This is a genomic window from Aliiroseovarius sp. F47248L, assembly GCF_023016085.1.
GTDB lineage: Bacteria > Pseudomonadota > Alphaproteobacteria > Rhodobacterales > Rhodobacteraceae > Aliiroseovarius.
The window spans coordinates 3084037-3100898 of the sequence record NZ_JALKBF010000001.1 but is presented as its reverse complement, the minus strand read 5'-3'; the positions used below and the strand labels follow the sequence as shown (position 1 = coordinate 3100898).

The following is a 16862-nucleotide window of genomic DNA, read 5'->3' as shown; positions in this document are numbered from 1 at the left end:
TTCACATAGTCAGCGTGGCCGGGGCAGTCGACATGGGCGTAGTGACGCGCGTCGGTCTCATACTCAACGTGGGCGGTCGAGATCGTGATACCACGTGCTTTCTCTTCCGGCGCGCCGTCAATCTGATCATACGCCTTGAAATCACCAAAATACTTGGTGATCGCAGCCGTCAGTGTCGTCTTGCCGTGGTCAACGTGGCCAATCGTGCCGATGTTGACGTGCGGTTTAGAGCGTTCAAACTTTTCCTTAGCCATGTGCCATAAGCCTTGTGTCTGATGGGGTTTCGCCGAACCCGGGTTCAATATCGCGCGCTGACTACTCGTTCACGGCGGGAAAATCAAGGCTTCCGTAGCTTGCATTGGTCGGAAAGGCGCGATTGTTTCATTTGGGAATCCCCGAGGCGTCGCAAGACCTTTTAACATCGGCCTAGTCGTCGCCCGGCCAAGCCTTCTTGTCTGGCAAACCTTCGTCAGCTTGCAACGCCGATGAGCCATCGCAAACCGTTTGAAGGGAGCGCCAAGCGCTGGCATCAAGCACAGATCCGTAGGTCCGGCTTTCCACAACCGCCGCCTGCGCCGCAGCAATCCGTTTGCCCATCTGTGGATGCGACATGAAATGCGCCACGATCCCCTCGGCGTCGCCATGCTCTGCCACCAACCGTTCAAACATCGTACCCAACGCCGCGGGCGACACGCCTGCGCCATCTAACAATTCATGGGCATAGTCATCTGCCTTAGCCTCGGCCGTTTGGCTGTAGGACGCATTGATCAGCTGATTGGCCAGAAAAAGCGCAATCGTCCCGCCCGCAAAATCACCAAATAGCAGACCAAGAACACCCAGCGATCCAGCCGACCTAAGCGCATCGCGGGTCGGGTCACGATTAACGACATGGCCGACTTCATGGGCCAGAACAGCAGCAATCTCTTCCGGGTTTTCGGCCTGTTCGATCAACCCTCGGAAAAACACAATGCGCCCGCCCGGAAGGGCAAACGCGTTGACCATGTCGTGATCCAGAATGTGAATCTGTATGTCATAAGGCAGATCGGAAGAGGGGTTCAGCCGATCATACATGGCCCGCATGGCAGCATTCCCGACGGGCGCCTCACAGATAGGGGTTCCAACCAGTCCTGTTTCGTCCAACGCATATCGAATCTGTTCAAATGTGGTGTCCCCCAATGCCTTTTCGCCCTCAGGCGGCAACATGACGGCCAATTGTGCGGCCATCATCGGGACAAGCAAGAATATGATTGCTGCGACGGACGCTGCAGCGCCACCAGCCCACGCCATCAGCTTGGAAATCGAAATCGCCCGGTCGCGTTCTTTCAGATGTGGCGCGCTGCTTCGAAGCTGCGCCTCAACATTCTTATCGCGAAGATAAAGCCGTGCCACTTTATCGCCGGACCGGCTGATCACCAGCACGTCCTTGTCGGCTTGATCGGGTTCGGCTCGCAATTCCGCCCAGCGCCAGATCATAGAGTGACCATTCGGCTGCACAAGCTCAAGCCCATCAGCCAGTAAACGCACCGACACGCGCGTTAGGACGGCGCGCTCACCCGCAACAAAATCCGCAAACGTGGGGGCGTGAGATTGTGTTTCGGTCAAATCGCCGCCCCCACATCCAATGCTTCGGCAAATCCTTCCGCCTCGGCAAACTCATCCCGGTCGCGTTGAGATATCTGGTGCAAATCCTCGGCGTTCAGGATTTGCGTCACCTCTGCGAAATGAGCTGCAATGGGCAAGGTGATCCACGCGTGTGTCATGGCGCGATATCCCAGAAAGATCGCGAAGTATACAAAGACCAGAATGGGGGTGCCCGCAGCCAACAATGTTTCAAATTGCTCGGGGTTCTCGATATCAAATCCCACACCGCCAACCGCCGCCAGAACAATCCCGGTGCCGATGAGCGCTAATCCCGTGAAGACCAAATAAATCAAAAACCAGCCCAGCGCATAAATGCCGACGATGGTCCAAGGTCGTGGGGCTGTGCGAAATCGCATGGCGCCCAGCTCTTTCGTCTCGGTCATGCGTTTGAAACTGTCAGCACGCCAGTAAGCCAAACCATAGACAAACCACGGCACTGTCAGCACGAATGCTGCAATCCAAGCCGGGTTTTCAAACGCGGCAGCCATCCCTGCGGCAATCGCGGACAAGCCAAGCGGGTAATAGATGTGTTTCATCGCCCCAAACAACATCCCGCGCCCCCCGCCTTGCACGAAGGCCAGATCGCCGAAATAGGTGTGGTTGGTTCTGTATTTTTCAAGCCAAAGTGTGGTCATTGGCCAGACCAGCCCAAGTGTCAGAATGGCAAGCCCCCAATGCACCATGGCCCGCCACGCATATCCCCATGCGCCCGGCTCCAAGCCGAAGCGGATGCCCCGCCAACGGGTGCGCGCCAAGATATATCGGCGGGCACGATACTGCGCGAAAAAAACGATGGGAGCCAAACCCGCAAGGCTGAGAAGATAGGCCGCAACATTGCCATTGAGCAGCGCAAAACTGACATACATCAGAAGCAGGTTCACCACCCCGATGTAGAACGCCATGAACACCACAGCGACCAGAAATCCCAGAAGCTTTTCCAGCGGGTCACCCACATATTCCAAGGGAATTCCACCGGGGCGGATGGCGCTCCAATAATACCGGCGCAGTCGGGTTTTGGCCCAGAACCGATAAAAGCCAAGCGTCAGAATGGTCAAAATGCCGGTTCTGAGCGCCAGCCCCAGCATGGGGCCTTTGCGCCCGGAATAGGTGATGCTCAGACTGGCAGGCGGCATAGGTCAGTCAAACTTGTTATCACGTGGGAAGCCATGCGGCGGGGTTTTACCAACGCCTGCGCGTTTGCCCAGCCACGGCGACATGTCCGCCTCGGTCCGGGTTCGGTCGCCTGTGGCAGGCCATGACAGACCAACTTCAAAGTCAAAGGTTTTGAGGTCTGACAATCCACCGTCCAGTTCAAGCACACCCTGCTTTCCGCGTGCGCTGTGGTATTTCTGAAGCCGCACACCTTTGCCGCGCGTCATTTCGTTTATCTCAGCGACCGGGAACACCAGCAACTTGCGGTTTTCAGACACGATCGCGACATGATCGCCTTCGACCGGCTTGCATATCTTGGCGCGGGCATCGCCCACATTAAGCACCTGCTTGCCGTTCTTGGTCTGTGCCAGAACATCATCTTCGTTGACGACAAACCCGTTCCCTTCGGTCGAGGCGACAAGCAGTCGTCGTCCCGGCTGGTGAATGAACAGATCGACGATCTCGGCCTCGTTCGGCAGATCAACCATCAGACGCAGAGGTTCGCCCATGCCCCGCCCGCCCGGCAAGTTTGCTGCCGACAGCGTGAAGAATTTGCCGTTCGAATCGAAGACTAGCAGCTTGTCCGTGGTTTCCGCGTGGAACACGAAGCGTGGAGCATCACCGTCGCGGAACTTCAACTCGCGCGACAGGTCGATATGACCCGACATGGCGCGAATCCAGCCCATCTGCGAGCAGACAACGGTGATCGGTTCTTTCTCGATCATCGCTTCCAGCGGCACGTCTTCGACTTCACCCGCTTCGGCAAACTGGGTGCGGCGGGCACCGCCTTCGTAATCCTTGCCAAACAGCTTCTTGGTTTCTTTCAACTGGTCGGAAATCCTAGCCCATTGCAGGGTCTCGCTGTCCAGCAAATCCTCAAGCCCCGCGCGTTCTTCCATCAGTGCGTCACGCTCGCGCACCAGTTCTATTTCCTCAAGGCGGCGCAAGCTGCGCAGGCGCATGTTCAGGATCGCATCAACCTGAACCTCAGACAATTCGCCTTCGCCAAGCGCGGGGCTGACATAATCCGCCTCGTTCATAGCGCGGACATGATCGCGGCCCCAGTCTTCACGCATCAACGCGGCTTTCGGGTCGTCATCATACCGGATGATGTCGATCACGCGATCAAGGTTCAGGAAGGCAACGATAAAACCTTCCAACACTTCAAGCCGGTGGTCGATCTTCTCCATCCGGTGGCGCGAGCGACGCAGAAGCACGTCGCGACGATGATCAAGAAACGCGCGCAGCACCTCTTTCATCGAGCACACTTTGGGCGTCACACCATCGATCAGCACGTTCATATTCAGGCTGAACCGCGTCTCAAGGTCCGAGTTGCGGAACATCAGGTTCATCAGAAGCTCTGCATCCACGTTCTTGGATTTCGGCTCCAGCACGATCCGAACGTCATCGGCACTTTCATCGCGAATATCGCCAAGAATCGGGACCTTCTTGGTCTGGATCAACTCGGCAATCTTCTCGATCAGTTTGGATTTCTGAACCTGATACGGAATCTCGGTCACGACGATCTGCCACTGACCGCGGCCCAGATCCTCGACCTCCCATTTGCAGCGCAGACGGAACGACCCGCGCCCGGTGCGGTAGGCTTGCGCAATATTTTCGCGCGGCTCGACAATCACGCCACCGGTCGGGAAATCGGGACCCGGCACATAGTTCAGAAGCGTATCATCGCGCGCATCGGGCACTTTGATCAGATGCAAACAGGCGTCGATCAGTTCGGCGATATTATGCGGCGGAATGTTGGTGGCCATACCCACCGCAATCCCGGACGAGCCATTGGCCAACAGATTCGGAAATTCGGCGGGCAAAACCACCGGTTCGGTCAGACGACCGTCATAATTGTCGCGAAAATCGACGGCGTTTTCGTCCAACCCGTTCAACATCGCCTCGGCGACGAAGGTCATCCGCGCCTCTGTGTAACGGCTTGCCGCAGGGTTATCCCCGTCGATATTGCCGAAGTTGCCCTGCCCGTCGACAAGCGGATAACGCACTGCGAAATCCTGTGCCAAACGCGCCATCGCGTCATAGATCGCAGCGTCGCCGTGGGGGTGGAAATCCCCCATCGTATCGCCGGAAATCTTTGCCGATTTCAGGAACTTGCCACCGGATGCCAGCTTTAGCCGCGACATCGCGTAAAGGATGCGACGGTGCACCGGTTTCAAACCATCGCGCGCGTCGGGCAAGGCCCGGTGCATAATGGTCGACAGAGCATAGGTCAGATAACGATCCCCAATCGCCCGGCGCAAAGGCTCGGACACGGAAAGGGACTTTTTATTGCTGTCATCGGTCAAATCGTTCATAATTGTTGTGTATCGAGTGCTGTGGGAAGGGTAAAGCTACTGTGGGAAAGGATAACGATCTTTCCCCTGATATTTTGCATGACACGGTGTTCATTTTACACCAGAAAGACGAACTCCTGTTTCAATCCTGTCGGTGGGGGCCGGCATTTGGAACTGCGCAGGGGTCAGCATTCATTAGTTGAACAGAAGATCAAAAAGATCTCGTCACAAGTAAATGGTTAAAGGGGAAAATTGTGGGAATTATTAAACTTAGCTGCCTGACGATCGGGGTGCTTGGCGTCGCGATGGTCCATTTCGGACGGGATAGCGATCTGCCCGTAGATCGTATTGGGCGCGAACCGACCATCGCACAGGATACGATTGTACCGGTGTCCGCGTCACCTGATCTGGGAATTTCAGCATCACCTGAAACCGCAGAAGGTGAGATCATTGCAACAGCAAACGCGGCGACCACCGTTGCAGAACCGGACGCGGCAACCCCGGCGCGATTGATGGCCATTCCTGTCACGCTGGCAAGTGCATCGACACCGCAATCACCTGCTGAATTGGCAGAAGCGGCGGCGCGGCAGATGGCATCGAAAATCGCCACACCGACGCCCGCAGCTGCGAACCTGGCTACCGAAGCATTTCCAACCGTCTTCGTTAGCGGCTCGACGGTAAATATGCGCGCTGGACCATCAACCAGCCATGGCGTCGTCGCAAAGCTGACCCGCGGGACCGAGGTGTATCACATGGGCACCACCGACAGCGGTTGGAGCCAGATTAAAGTGATCGACACCGGCGTTCGCGGCTTTATGTCGTCGAAATTCCTGGTGCCGCAACTTTAGCCGCGTCCCAAAAGCTAAAAGTCTGCAATCACGACGCGACCGATCACTGGCTCGCGTCGTTTTTTATTGACCCCACCCTGCTCTCCCGACTTAGTGCTGTCTGCGCAGAACAGGGATCGCCAAATGACCACCACGAAAAAATCCATTCTGATAACCGGTTGCTCATCCGGTATCGGATATGTCGCGGCCCATGCGTTGGCCAAGCGCGGCTGGCGAGTCTTTGCCACTTGCCGAAAGGAAGCAGATTGCGAGCGTCTGCGCGCCGAAGGTCTGGAAAGCTTCCTGTTGGATCACGCGGACGAAGCCAGCATGGACGCCGCCATCGCGGAAGTCACCGCCCGCACTGGCGGTACACTGGATGCGCTGTTCAACAACGGCGCCTTCGCCATCCCCGGCGCTGTCGAAGACCTGCCCACCGACGCGTTGCGATTTATCTTTGAAACGAACCTGTTTGGCTATCACCACCTGACGCGTCTGGTCCTGCCCATCATGCGGGCACAAGGCCATGGGCGCATCGTGAACAATTCCTCCGTTCTGGGTTTTGCCGCAATGCCATGGCGCGGCGCTTATGTGGCATCAAAATTTGCGCTAGAGGGCCTGACCGACACCTTGCGGCTTGAGATGCGGGGCACGAAGATCAAGGTGATCCTGATCCAGCCCGGTCCGATCACTACGAAGATCCGCCAGAATGCACAACCGCATTTCGAACGCTGGATTGACTGGGAAAACAGCCCGCGTGCCGGGTTGTATCGCAAGCTGCGCGAACGGCTGTATGATGACAGCGGTACGCCCGATCGGTTCGAACTGCCGCCTTCTGCCGTCACGGATAAGTTGATACATGCATTGGAAAGCCACAAACCCCAACCGCGCTATTACGTCACCACCGCGACGCGTATCGCAGGGATTGCCCGGCGTCTTCTGTCGACACGGATGGGGGACCGTTTGACACCGAATGGTTAGCCTCAACCGATTGCCCCTCGCAATTTTCACCTTGCAGGGCTATCTGATCAAGAACTGAAACCGAGGAAACCTCATGTTTGACGACCCGCTATTTGTACTTGTCGCAGTGGCCTGTGGCGCCGTGGTTATCGTTCTGATGTTGGGCATCGGATCATTCGGCATCGGCGGCGAGACGTCGCGGAAATACTCGAACAAGATGATGCGGTGGCGCGTCGCGGCGCAGGCCATTGCCATCGCACTGATCCTTTTGTTTGTCTGGCTGCGCGGAGGTAACAGCTAATGGTTGTTCTGAATAAAATCTATACCCGTACGGGTGACAAAGGTGAAACCGCACTGGGCGATGGATCGCGGGTGGCCAAACATTCGTTGCGCGTCGAGGCCTATGGCACCGTGGACGAAACCAATGCCACGATCGGGCTGGCCAGACAGCATGCCGATGGTGACATTGATGGTGCCCTTGCGCGCATCCAGAACGACCTGTTCGATCTTGGCGCCGACCTCTGCCGCCCTGAAATGGCAAAGGATGCCGAGGCTGAACACCCGCCCCTGCGTATGGCGCAGGAACAAGTTGACCGGTTGGAGGCCGAAATTGACACGATGAACAAGGCGCTGGAGCCGCTGCGCAGCTTTATCCTGCCCGGTGGGTCAGCCCTGTCTGCCCATCTGCACCTTTCACGCACTGTGTCTCGCCGCGCTGAACGCTTGGCCACAGAACTGGCCTCGCAGGAAGACGTGAACCCTGCCGCAATCAAATACCTGAACCGCCTTTCGGACTGGTGTTTTGTCGCTGCACGTATCGCAAATGACGACGGCAGGTCAGACGTCCTTTGGGTACCGGGGGCGAACCGCTAAGTCGCTTTGCCGCTTCACTGAACCGGAACCCAGATTTCATAGGCCATCACGTCTGCGCTGTTGCGTGAATCATCAGGGTAGCGTTCGAAGCAGGCGCCGTCGCGTTGTTTTAGCCCTTTGGCTGGCAAATCCTTGTTAAAAACAAGGTCGAAGACTTGGGGCAGCTCGCTCATAGGACCAAAAGCCCGACGCACGGCATATCGCCCTTCCGACAATTCCACTTTGCACAGGTCAGGCGCCAACGTTGCAGACCGGTTAGTCACTTCCTGTCCGACAGTATATTGAAAGGTGCCGGTGGAATCTGAGTCGGCACAAATCCCGTACATTGCGCCTGCGACGCTTTGTTCAATCTGGTGGTCCGCTTGGAAAAACGCTTGCCATTGCGCCGGAATGGCCGTGCGAGATTGCATGTCATAGGTTTTTGTCGTACCTACTACGGTCCGCATCGGCGCATCTACGACCTCAAGTGGTTTCATTTCTGTCTGCATTTTGAACGCTCCTTACCGATTCCCCGTCAATATGCACTTCGTTCCCATAGTGACGCAAAAGGTCCTGATAGCCGCACAGCAGAAACATTCTTGTAACGAATCCCCGTCAAAAGCAAAAAACGCGGCGTCCTTTGGACAGAACGTGACGATTTTGCGCTGTTTTCAGCGCCCTCGACCCGGTAAACGGGAGGGGAACTGAGACCGCCCCATCCGGGGCCTAATTGGGAGAGACACGCCAATGAAGGTGCTTGTGCCTGTGAAGCGGGTGATCGACTACAACGTGAAGGTTCGTGTGAAAGCGGACGGATCCGGTGTCGATCTTGCAAACGTAAAAATGTCGATGAACCCCTTTGACGAGATTGCCGTCGAAGAAGCCATCCGACTGAAAGAAGCCGGCAAGGCTGAAGAGATCGTCGTCGTGTCGATCGGCGTAAAGCAAGCCCAGGAAACCCTGCGCACCGCGCTGGCGATGGGTGCTGACCGCGCCATTCTGGTGGTTGCCGCTGACGATGTTCATAACGACATCGAACCGCTGGCCGTCGCCAAGATTCTGGCGAAGGTTGTTGAAGAAGAACAACCGAACCTGGTTCTGGCCGGCAAGCAAGCCATCGACAATGACATGAACGCCACCGGACAGATGCTGTCAGCCCTGCTGGGTTGGTCGCAAGGCACGTTCGCCTCTGAGCTGGACATTGAGGGCGACAAGGCCGTTGTGACTCGCGAAGTGGATGGCGGTTTGCAGACCATCAAGGTCTCGATGCCGACCATCGTCACCGTCGACCTTCGCCTGAACGAACCGCGCTATGCTTCGCTGCCCAACATCATGAAGGCGAAGAAAAAGCCGCTGGACGAAAAAACCGCCGCCGATTACGGCGTCGATGTCACGCCGCGCCTTGAGATCGTTTCGACCGCTGAACCTGCCGCGCGTGCCGCCGGCATCATCGTGGGTTCGGTCGACGAGCTGGTAGAGAAACTTAAAGAAGTGGGGGCTGTATAATGGCTGTTCTTCTTCTCGCAGAAGTCAACAACGGCGAACTGGCGATGGACGCCACCGCCAAGGCTGTCACCGCCGCGAAAGCGCTGGGTGACGTGACCGTTCTGGCGGCTGGTGCTTCTGCCGCCGCGGCCGGGGACGCTGCCGCGAAAATCGACGGTGTGTCGAAGGTGCTGGTCGCCGAGGATCCCTCGCTGGGTCATCGTCTGGCAGAATCAACCGCAGCGCTGATCGTGTCGTTGGCAGGCGATTACGAGCACATCGTTGCGCCCGCCACCACCGACGCCAAAAACGTGATGCCCCGCGTGGCCGCGTTGTTGGACGTTATGGTGATCTCGGACGCGTCCGGTGTGGTGGATGCCAACACGTTTGAGCGCCCGATCTATGCTGGTAACGCCGTTCAGACCGTTAAATCGTCAGATGCTAAGAAGGTCATAACCTTCCGCACTTCGACCTTTGATGCGGCTGGTGAAGGTGGTTCGGCTTCGGTTGAGACAGTATCGGCTGCGGACAACCCCGGCCTGTCGGAATGGGTCGAAGACAAGGTTGCCGAAAGCGACCGGCCCGAGCTGACGTCGGCTGGCGTTGTCGTGTCCGGTGGCCGTGGCGTGGGTTCCGAAGACGACTTCGCGTTGATCGAGAAACTGGCCGACAAGCTGGGTGCGGCCGTTGGTGCCTCGCGCGCGGCGGTCGATTCGGGCTATGCCCCGAACGATTGGCAGGTGGGCCAGACCGGCAAGGTCGTCGCCCCGGACCTGTATATCGCCGTCGGCATCTCAGGCGCCATTCAGCACTTGGCTGGGATGAAGGACTCGAAGATAATCGTCGCAATCAACAAGGACGAAGAGGCCCCGATCTTCCAAGTGGCCGATTTCGGTTTGGTTGCCGACCTGTTCGACGCCGTGCCTGCACTGACCGAAAAACTCTGACGCCAAAACAACCTGAATTGATCAAGGCCCGCCATCTTGGTGGGCCTTTTTCGTCCCCCTACCGAAGACGATCAATCGCGTCATGTAGGGCCCGGCTGGTTCTTCGATGCGCGATCGAACCCAGCATATCACGCGTAGTCGGCTCCTCCATATCAGCATAAACCAATCCACGCCGCCCATCCTCCTGCTGCTGAGGGGATACCGCGACTTCGACGACTTCGGCTACAAAGGGCGCGATAGCCTGCATCATGTCCTGATCAACAAATAATGGATCTGACCCATTGATCCCACCCTGCGCGCCTTCGCTGATCGGATGGTCGGCCAACCACAGCAGCACGATCTCGCATTCCAGCTTTGCGATCAGCAGTTTCATCCGTGCAACCCACGCCGTTCGCAGCTCTTCCACGATCTTTACGAACCTGTCGGCCGAGACATCGTGCAGAGCCGTCAGAAGATGGCGGGTAAAACTGAACTCGGTCAAATCAACCTCGCCATACAGTTCCTTCAACAGGTTCGAGCCACGCAAAAACCTGTCATTGCGTCGCGGATGAACTGAATAGAACCGGTTCGACATGTTGTGCGCGCCGGGCACTTGCAGCACGGTGGCTTTCGCCCGATTGCCAAGAGTCAACAGCCCATGATCATGCAAAAACGCGTCCACTCCCGCGTTCTGGCAGCCGAAATTCACGACTTGTGTTCCAAGTTCCAATTGCAACAATTCAGGATAGGGATGCGAAAGATACTTTCCAAAAGTCTCGGTCCCACCCAGAACCGCGATGTACGGCGCCGCCAGCTTTTTTTTCGGTCCACGAAACAGGATTTTTGACGTCCCGTATCTGCACAGCTGATAGTTCAAGGGACCCTTGCCCATGGTATCGTAAGCCATTCCACCCACTCCAATATTATTCACCCGAGACGATGATTCTCATAAACTGGTTTTCATTTGGCTAATCCTCAAATGCAGCTAATTTTCTTAGGGCGCGCTTAACCCTTGCGCCCCCGACGCGCAGCCGCATACTCTGGCGCAAGACAACGAAAGGGATCAGATGAGCATCGAGACGATTGGCATTGTGGGTGCCGGACAGATGGGCAACGGCATCGCGCATGTTATGGCTTTGGCCGGTTACGAAGTCCGTCTGAACGACATCAGTCAGGACAGTCTGGATGCGGCCATGGCGCGCATTGCAAAGAACATGGAGCGGCAGGTCGCTCGCGAGGCGATCTCATCCGAGGATCGGGACAAGGCGTTGGGCCTGATCTCGACCACCATGAAGCTGCCAGACATCGGTGCAACCGATTTGATCATCGAGGCCGCGACCGAAAATGAAGCTCTGAAGAAGAAAATTTTTGATGGGCTTTTGCCGCATCTGAAACCGGACACCATTCTGACCTCGAACACCTCGTCCATCTCGATCACGCGACTGGCTAGCGGCACAGACCGTCCGGAACGGTTTATGGGGTTTCACTTCATGAACCCGGTTCCGGTGATGCAGCTTGTTGAACTGATCCGCGGTATCGCGACGGATCAGGAAACGTTCAAGACTTGCCATGATGTCGTGGACCGGCTTGGCAAAACCGCCGCCAGCGCCGAGGATTTTCCCGCATTCATCGTCAACCGCATCCTTATGCCGATGATCAACGAAGCGGTGTATACGCTTTACGAAGGTGTGGGCTCGGTCAAAAGCATCGACACCTCGTTGAAACTTGGTGCGAACCATCCGATGGGACCGCTGGAACTGGCGGATTTCATTGGATTGGACACCTGCCTTGCAATCATGAACGTGCTGCATGACGGATTGGCGGATACGAAATACCGCCCCTGTCCGCTTTTGACCAAATATGTCGAAGCTGGCTGGCTTGGTCGGAAATCCAAACGTGGGTTTTATGACTATCGTGGTGAAACACCCGTTCCCACACGGTGACGTGTGGTGGCGACTCGACTAGTCGCGTGGCTTTCCTAACGCCAGAGTATGGGTGCGCAGCCATCCCATGAAGCCACGCGGGTCTGTGTGCAGCCGTTCCATTTCCACACCCGACAGCACCGGCCCAATCACCGGCTTTTGCGGGCGGTTGCAGCTTCTGACGATCTCGTGCAGCAACAAGGCCTGTCGCATCGTGGCTGACAGCCGGTTGGCCATCTGATACCAGCGCGAATTGGACCCTGGGAAATAGATCGGCACCACTTTGGCGCCCGACCGCCGGATCAGTTGCGCGGTAAAAACATTCCATTCCCGCTCTATCGCCGGACCAAACAGGGTGTCCGACGATGCAACAACACCAGATGGAAACAACGTAACAAGCCCACCGGCTTTCAGATGCGCCATGGTCTGGGCGCGCATTTCGACCATCTTTTGCTGGGCTTCCGGATCGTGCGGAAACGGCACAGGAATCATGTAGGACGATGCCACCTCATCCAACCCATCTAAAACCGAGCGGCTGAGGATGCGGTAATCCTGACGACGACGTCCAATCAGTTCGGCCAATACCATCCCGTCCACCAATCCGTGCGGGTGATTGGCAACCGCTATTACGGGGCCTTCGGGTGGAATATTTCGCAGCTGATCGTCAGGTGTTTCGACACGAATACCCATCACGTCCAGACACGCACCCCAGAACGCTTGCCCCTTCGGTGCGCCCCGCTTTTCCAGCTTTCTGACCATCCTCAGGATCGAGATTTTGCCAGTGAACCATTCCACGACCCGGATGACATAGGACTGGATCGGATTGTTCAGGGAATTGGCATAGGTCAGGTTGCGACGGTCATACTGATCGTGGGACAGGCCTTCCTGACTGCTTTCGACCATATCGCTGTCTGCGTTATTCACGACGTCTTGTCCCATATTGAACCCGCGACACGCGCCCTACATACCTTCGCCGAACTTGTCTTCAACCAGTTCGGCCAGTGCCGTCATCAGCTCGGTCGCCTGCGGACCCGAGGTTTCGACGTGAATCTTGGTGCCCTGCGATGCTGCAAGCATCAACAGGCCCATGATCGAATCCCCCTCGGCATCAATGCCGTCTTTGGATACGCGCGCGGTCGCGTCATGGTTTTCGACTGTATCAACGAATTTGGCCGATGCACGGGCGTGCAGTCCTTTGACGTTGATGATTTCCAATTCGCGGCTCGTGCTCATACACTACAACTCCTGTATACCATCAATACAGTCGATGTATTTCCGTCCGGCTGCAAGTGCCTTACTTGTGGACATTTCAATCGGCAGATGTCGGGTCTTGGCCAACTTTACCAACATGGGCAGGTTGGCCCCATACAGGATCTTCCGGTCGGCTTTGCAGCACGCAGGAAGCGACAGGTTGGCGGGCGAACCGCCGAACATATCGACCACCACCACAACGCCATCACCCTCGTCGACGGCATCCGCGGCGGTTGCAATTTCAGATTGTTTGTTGGCCCGATCGCATTCAGCATCGGTCGAGATGGCACGCACACCGGGTTGTTTGCCGACAACATGTTCGACAGCGGCAAGGTATTCCCTTGCAAGTCCGCCATGCGCGACGATCACGATGCCGATCACGCTCGTTACCCCAACTGCTTCGACGTCGGCCCCGCATCGGCTCGACGTTCCAATTCCCGATGTCTAATTGACACTTGCCAACCCTTGTCTGCAAGCGTCTTCGCCAATCTTTCCGTCAGGGCAACCGATCGGTGTTGCCCTCCGGTACACCCAAAACCAATGGCTAGATGCGATTTCCCTTCGTCGCCGTAAGCAGGTATCAGAAACTCGACCAGCTCGGCAACACGGGTGAAGAACTCGTCAAACCGCGGATCCTTGGCAACATAGTCTGCAACGTCATTAGAACGCCCATCCAGCGATCTAAGCGTCGGCTCCCAATGCGGATTGCGCAGGAACCGCGCGTCCAGCACCATATCAAGCCCACGCGGCACCCCACGCTTGTATGAAAACGAATGAACGGACACCGCCAGGTTCTCCGCACCTGACTGAGACAGCCATCGCATAAGCTCTTCTTTCAGGTCATGCGGCGACAGGTCTGACGTGTCGATCAGAACATCCGCGCGCCCACGCACAGGTGCCAGAAGCTCTATCTCGCGGGTGATGCCGTGATCTGGTGTTTCTGCAGGTGCAAGCGGGTGGCGGCGCCGGGTTTCCGAATAGCGGCGGATCAAAACATCTCGCGAACAATCCAGATACAGCACCTCGACAGCATGGCGATCATCTTCGCGCAGATCTTCGATCACCTGCAACATCATCTCGGTCGAGAAGTCGCGGTTGCGCACGTCGACGCCCAGCGCCAGCGGGTGATCCAAAGCAGGGCCACCAAGAACCCGGCCAATCAACGACAGCGGCAAATTGTCGATGACCTCATAGCCGATGTCTTCCAGCACACGGATGGCCGTGGTTCGTCCGGCGCCGGAAGGGCCGGTGACCAGAACCACTTTCTGTCCCGTGTTGGTTTTATCGTCAGTCATCTTCATTACCTAGCTTGTTTCGTCATACCTACCGGATTTCAACAGGTGGTATAGCGCACATGCGAAGTAAGGCGCGTCAACCCGCAAAACAAGGTCGATATCGCAACCGCCAATATTTGTGAGCCGCCGTGATCCGGGGTGTCGCTCCGCCTCATCTCTAGTCATATCAACGACCAGTTGAAGTCGCGCCGATGCTTTCCATGGGACATTGATCAAACCGACGCCGCGCGCCTCAATCACGCCTTGCAGGCGGTCAGGGGCCAGAACGAACACACCCGCTTCCCTCACATCGATCCGGCTATAGTCATCCGAGATCAGCTTCGCCCCCAGCCCGATCATCTGAAGCGCCAGCGACGACTTCCCCGACCCCGACGGACCGACAAACATCGCCGCCGCATCACCAACGGCAATCGTCGTCGCGTGACAACCTAGCGGCTGCGTAGACCCTTCTTCGATCACACTGGAAGGCCAACAACGAAGCGTGCGCCTAGTGGATCAGAGGTTACATCCGCATCGGTCGGGCGAATGTTTTCGGCCCAGATCACGCCGCCATGGGCTTCGACGATCTGCTTTGAAATCGCCAGTCCAAGTCCTGAATTGTTGCCAAACTGGCTTTCGGGGCGTTCGGAATAGAAGCGTTTAAAAATCTTGTTCAACGCCTGCTCGGGGATTCCGGGGCCGGTATCCTCAATCACCACAAGCACACGGTTTTCGCGCCGTCGCACCCAGACACGAATTGCATCGCCTTCGTCGCAGAAGCTAAGCGCATTGGTGATCAGGTTCACGAAAACCTGTGCCAGACGGGCTTCCAACCCGCGAATGAAAATCGGATCAGGTGGCAGATCGGTGATGAATTCGACACCTTTGTCGCTGCCTTCATTGCCCAAATACTCAGTCAAGTTACGAAGCATCTTCAGAAGGTTGAACTCTTCTTCCTCTTCCTTCACCAACTCGCTGTCCAGCCGGGATGCATTCGAAATATCGCTGACCAAACGATCCAACCGGCGCACATCGTGATCGATCACATCCAACAACTTGCCGCGATGTTCGTCTTTCTTGGCCAGACGCAGCGTGCCAATAGCCGATCGCAGACTGGCCAGTGGGTTTTTGATCTCGTGCGCCACATCGGCGGCGAACTGTTCGTTGGAATCAATTCGGTCATACAGTGCAGCCACCATTCCGCGCAGCGCGCCAGACAGGCGGCCGATTTCGTCAGGGCGCGCCGTCAGGTCCGGGATGCGAACCCGACCGGTCCGAACGCTGTTGTGATCCTTGTCCCGACCCAATTCGGCGGCGGCGGCAAGATCAGAGAGCGGGTTGGCGATGGTCGAGGCCAGTACAAGGCTCAGCCCGATCGACACAAGGATCGCGATCACGAACATCTGCAACAACTGCTCGCGCTCAGCTCGCACCAGAAGGTCCAATTCGCCAGCAGCACTGGTAATGGCCACCACACCCGCCGGAACACCGTTTTGCAAGATCGGCGTCGCCACGGAAAAAACCGTGCCGCCGTTTTCATCGACACCATTGGATACGCGCGTCGCACCGTTCATGGCACCAGGATACAGCGTCCGCGCCATCACCTCGGTGTCCAATGGCAGGGACTGTCCATCACCCTTGGCGACAATACCGGACACACCTTCCCATACGGCATTCAAAAGGTCCGTGATAATGGTCGACCCGACCTGACGCCTCAATCCGTCGACCGGGGTTGGCGCGGCGGGCGGAACTCCGACGGATCGCGCCAATAGCGCCTCGTTTGCGTCGAAGACAAAGACTTCCAAGCCTACTGGTAGCTGCAAATCAGACAGTGTTTCAGCGAAGTCAGGCGCGACAGGCACCACGACCTCTGGCGCCACTTCTCCTTCTGGGGCAGGCGCATCCAGAAGATCGGGCGATGTATTCGATTGGTTTTCAATGGCCTGTTCAAGCTGGGCTTCGAACACATCGGCGATCAGTTCAGCCTCTACGATCAATCCGCGTTCACGCTGGATCAGCAAACTGTCACGAAACGGATTCAGATACAGAACCCCCGCCACAAGGACGACAAGCCCAAGCAAATTGAACGTGATGATCTTGCGCGCCAGCGGTGACCGATTGATCGAAATCAGCCCGCGCTGCGCCCGCTTGTCGCGCAGTTCAAAATCCATCTCACCACTTGGCGAGACCCAATCTTCACCCAGAACAAGATCGCTTCGGGTTGTGGCTTTGGTGTCCTTCACCTTTGTCACCATCTTGTCCAACGCACGCGGCG

General features: G+C 56.8%; 19 protein-coding genes. 7 read left to right on the top strand and 12 right to left on the bottom strand.

The features are described 5' to 3' along the window. The 4 genes from MWU51_RS15385 to parC all read right to left on the bottom strand — a co-directional run. The coding region (locus MWU51_RS15385; protein WP_247038613.1) for a GTP-binding protein at positions 1–254 on the bottom strand (254 nt) is incomplete at its 3' end. A gap of 172 nt (positions 255–426) precedes the next feature. Further along, the gene (locus tag MWU51_RS15380; protein ID WP_247038611.1) at positions 427–1602 is read right to left on the bottom strand and encodes a M48 family metallopeptidase; all 1176 of its coding nucleotides are present in this window, start codon (positions 1600–1602) and stop codon (positions 427–429) included. Beyond that, positions 1599–2774: a DUF898 family protein gene (locus MWU51_RS15375; protein ID WP_247038609.1), complete on the bottom strand. Its 1176-nt coding sequence runs from the start codon at positions 2772–2774 to the stop codon at positions 1599–1601. The genes MWU51_RS15380 and MWU51_RS15375 overlap by 4 nt, the downstream gene beginning before the upstream one ends. A 3-nt stretch (positions 2775–2777) precedes the next feature. Then, positions 2778–5111, bottom strand: coding sequence for a DNA topoisomerase IV subunit A (parC, locus tag MWU51_RS15370; protein ID WP_247038607.1), 2334 nt, complete (start codon positions 5109–5111; stop codon positions 2778–2780). Positions 5112–5344: 233 nt separating this feature from the next. On the opposite strand from parC, the gene MWU51_RS17155 reads away from it, so the two are divergent. From MWU51_RS17155 to MWU51_RS15350, 4 genes are all read left to right on the top strand, one after another. Then, positions 5345–5938, top strand: coding sequence for an SH3 domain-containing protein (locus tag MWU51_RS17155; RefSeq protein ID WP_247038605.1), 594 nt, complete (start codon positions 5345–5347; stop codon positions 5936–5938). 123 nt (positions 5939–6061) lie between these two features. Beyond that, positions 6062–6898, top strand: coding sequence for an SDR family NAD(P)-dependent oxidoreductase (locus MWU51_RS15360; protein ID WP_247038603.1), 837 nt, complete (start codon positions 6062–6064; stop codon positions 6896–6898). A 73-nt stretch (positions 6899–6971) separates the two neighbouring features. Next, positions 6972–7178: a twin transmembrane helix small protein gene (locus MWU51_RS15355; RefSeq protein WP_247038601.1), complete on the top strand. Its 207-nt coding sequence runs from the start codon at positions 6972–6974 to the stop codon at positions 7176–7178. Continuing rightward, entirely contained in the window at positions 7178–7750 is a 573-nt protein-coding gene (locus MWU51_RS15350) for a cob(I)yrinic acid a,c-diamide adenosyltransferase (protein WP_247038599.1), read from the top strand. The genes MWU51_RS15355 and MWU51_RS15350 overlap by 1 nt, the downstream gene beginning before the upstream one ends. A 14-nt stretch (positions 7751–7764) precedes the next feature. Here the strand turns inward: MWU51_RS15350 and MWU51_RS15345 are convergent, their stop codons facing one another. Then, entirely contained in the window at positions 7765–8238 is a 474-nt protein-coding gene (locus tag MWU51_RS15345; protein ID WP_247038597.1) for a GyrI-like domain-containing protein, read from the bottom strand. A 238-nt stretch (positions 8239–8476) separates the two neighbouring features. Between MWU51_RS15345 and MWU51_RS15340 the strand changes: the two genes are divergently transcribed. After that, a complete protein-coding gene (locus MWU51_RS15340) occupies positions 8477–9235 on the top strand; it encodes an electron transfer flavoprotein subunit beta/FixA family protein (protein WP_247038595.1) in 759 nt (252 codons plus the stop codon). Beyond that, on the top strand, positions 9235–10161 hold the full coding sequence (locus MWU51_RS15335) for an FAD-binding protein (RefSeq protein WP_247038593.1): 927 nt from the start codon (positions 9235–9237) through the stop codon (positions 10159–10161). The genes MWU51_RS15340 and MWU51_RS15335 overlap by 1 nt, the downstream gene beginning before the upstream one ends. A gap of 58 nt (positions 10162–10219) precedes the next feature. Here the strand turns inward: MWU51_RS15335 and MWU51_RS15330 are convergent, their stop codons facing one another. Continuing rightward, complete coding sequence (locus MWU51_RS15330) at positions 10220–11047, bottom strand: DUF6473 family protein (protein ID WP_247038591.1); 828 nt, start codon at positions 11045–11047, stop codon at positions 10220–10222. Positions 11048–11207: 160 nt separating this feature from the next. On the opposite strand from MWU51_RS15330, the gene MWU51_RS15325 reads away from it, so the two are divergent. Next, positions 11208–12083, top strand: a complete 876-nt coding sequence (locus MWU51_RS15325; RefSeq protein WP_247038589.1) for a 3-hydroxybutyryl-CoA dehydrogenase — start codon at positions 11208–11210, stop codon at positions 12081–12083. 18 nt (positions 12084–12101) lie between these two features. Here MWU51_RS15325 and MWU51_RS15320 read toward each other — a convergent pair whose 3' ends face one another. Genes MWU51_RS15320 through MWU51_RS15295 form a run of 6 tightly spaced genes read right to left on the bottom strand, consistent with a single transcriptional unit; the run spans position 12102 to position 16842 of the window. Then, positions 12102–13001 carry a lysophospholipid acyltransferase family protein gene (locus tag MWU51_RS15320; RefSeq protein WP_247038587.1) on the bottom strand — a complete coding sequence of 300 codons (900 nt, stop codon included), beginning with the start codon at positions 12999–13001 and terminating at the stop codon, positions 12102–12104. A gap of 21 nt (positions 13002–13022) precedes the next feature. Continuing rightward, complete coding sequence (locus MWU51_RS15315) at positions 13023–13295, bottom strand: HPr family phosphocarrier protein (RefSeq protein ID WP_247038585.1); 273 nt, start codon at positions 13293–13295, stop codon at positions 13023–13025. A 3-nt stretch (positions 13296–13298) separates the two neighbouring features. Continuing rightward, positions 13299–13694, bottom strand: coding sequence for a PTS fructose transporter subunit IIA (locus MWU51_RS15310; protein ID WP_247038583.1), 396 nt, complete (start codon positions 13692–13694; stop codon positions 13299–13301). A 5-nt stretch (positions 13695–13699) separates the two neighbouring features. Then, positions 13700–14608 carry an RNase adapter RapZ gene (rapZ, locus tag MWU51_RS15305; protein WP_247038580.1) on the bottom strand — a complete coding sequence of 303 codons (909 nt, stop codon included), beginning with the start codon at positions 14606–14608 and terminating at the stop codon, positions 13700–13702. 9 nt (positions 14609–14617) lie between these two features. After that, the gene (locus MWU51_RS15300) at positions 14618–15067 is read right to left on the bottom strand and encodes a serine kinase (protein WP_247038578.1); all 450 of its coding nucleotides are present in this window, start codon (positions 15065–15067) and stop codon (positions 14618–14620) included. Beyond that, a complete protein-coding gene (locus MWU51_RS15295) occupies positions 15064–16842 on the bottom strand; it encodes a sensor histidine kinase (protein ID WP_247038878.1) in 1779 nt (592 codons plus the stop codon). Before MWU51_RS15295 ends, MWU51_RS15300 begins: the two co-directional genes overlap by 4 nt. Positions 16843–16862: the final 20 nt, after the last annotated feature.

Excerpts from the sequence above, each read along its gene's own strand:
- MWU51_RS15375 (WP_247038609.1), bottom strand. The coding sequence starts at position 2,774 with ATGCCGCCTGCCAGTCTGAGCATCACCTATTCCGGGCGCAAAGGCCCC.
- parC (WP_247038607.1), bottom strand. The coding sequence starts at position 5,111 with ATGAACGATTTGACCGATGACAGCAATAAAAAGTCCCTTTCCGTGTCC.
- MWU51_RS15360 (WP_247038603.1), top strand. The coding sequence starts at position 6,062 with ATGACCACCACGAAAAAATCCATTCTGATAACCGGTTGCTCATCCGGT.
- MWU51_RS15355 (WP_247038601.1), top strand. The coding sequence starts at position 6,972 with ATGTTTGACGACCCGCTATTTGTACTTGTCGCAGTGGCCTGTGGCGCC.
- MWU51_RS15350 (WP_247038599.1), top strand. The coding sequence starts at position 7,178 with ATGGTTGTTCTGAATAAAATCTATACCCGTACGGGTGACAAAGGTGAA.
- MWU51_RS15345 (WP_247038597.1), bottom strand. The coding sequence starts at position 8,238 with ATGCAGACAGAAATGAAACCACTTGAGGTCGTAGATGCGCCGATGCGG.
- MWU51_RS15340 (WP_247038595.1), top strand. The coding sequence starts at position 8,477 with ATGAAGGTGCTTGTGCCTGTGAAGCGGGTGATCGACTACAACGTGAAG.
- MWU51_RS15335 (WP_247038593.1), top strand. The coding sequence starts at position 9,235 with ATGGCTGTTCTTCTTCTCGCAGAAGTCAACAACGGCGAACTGGCGATG.
- MWU51_RS15330 (WP_247038591.1), bottom strand. The coding sequence starts at position 11,047 with ATGGCTTACGATACCATGGGCAAGGGTCCCTTGAACTATCAGCTGTGC.
- MWU51_RS15325 (WP_247038589.1), top strand. The coding sequence starts at position 11,208 with ATGAGCATCGAGACGATTGGCATTGTGGGTGCCGGACAGATGGGCAAC.
- MWU51_RS15320 (WP_247038587.1), bottom strand. The coding sequence starts at position 13,001 with ATGGGACAAGACGTCGTGAATAACGCAGACAGCGATATGGTCGAAAGC.
- MWU51_RS15315 (WP_247038585.1), bottom strand. The coding sequence starts at position 13,295 with ATGAGCACGAGCCGCGAATTGGAAATCATCAACGTCAAAGGACTGCAC.
- rapZ (WP_247038580.1), bottom strand. The coding sequence starts at position 14,608 with ATGACTGACGATAAAACCAACACGGGACAGAAAGTGGTTCTGGTCACC.
- MWU51_RS15295 (WP_247038878.1), bottom strand. The coding sequence starts at position 16,842 with ATGGTGACAAAGGTGAAGGACACCAAAGCCACAACCCGAAGCGATCTT.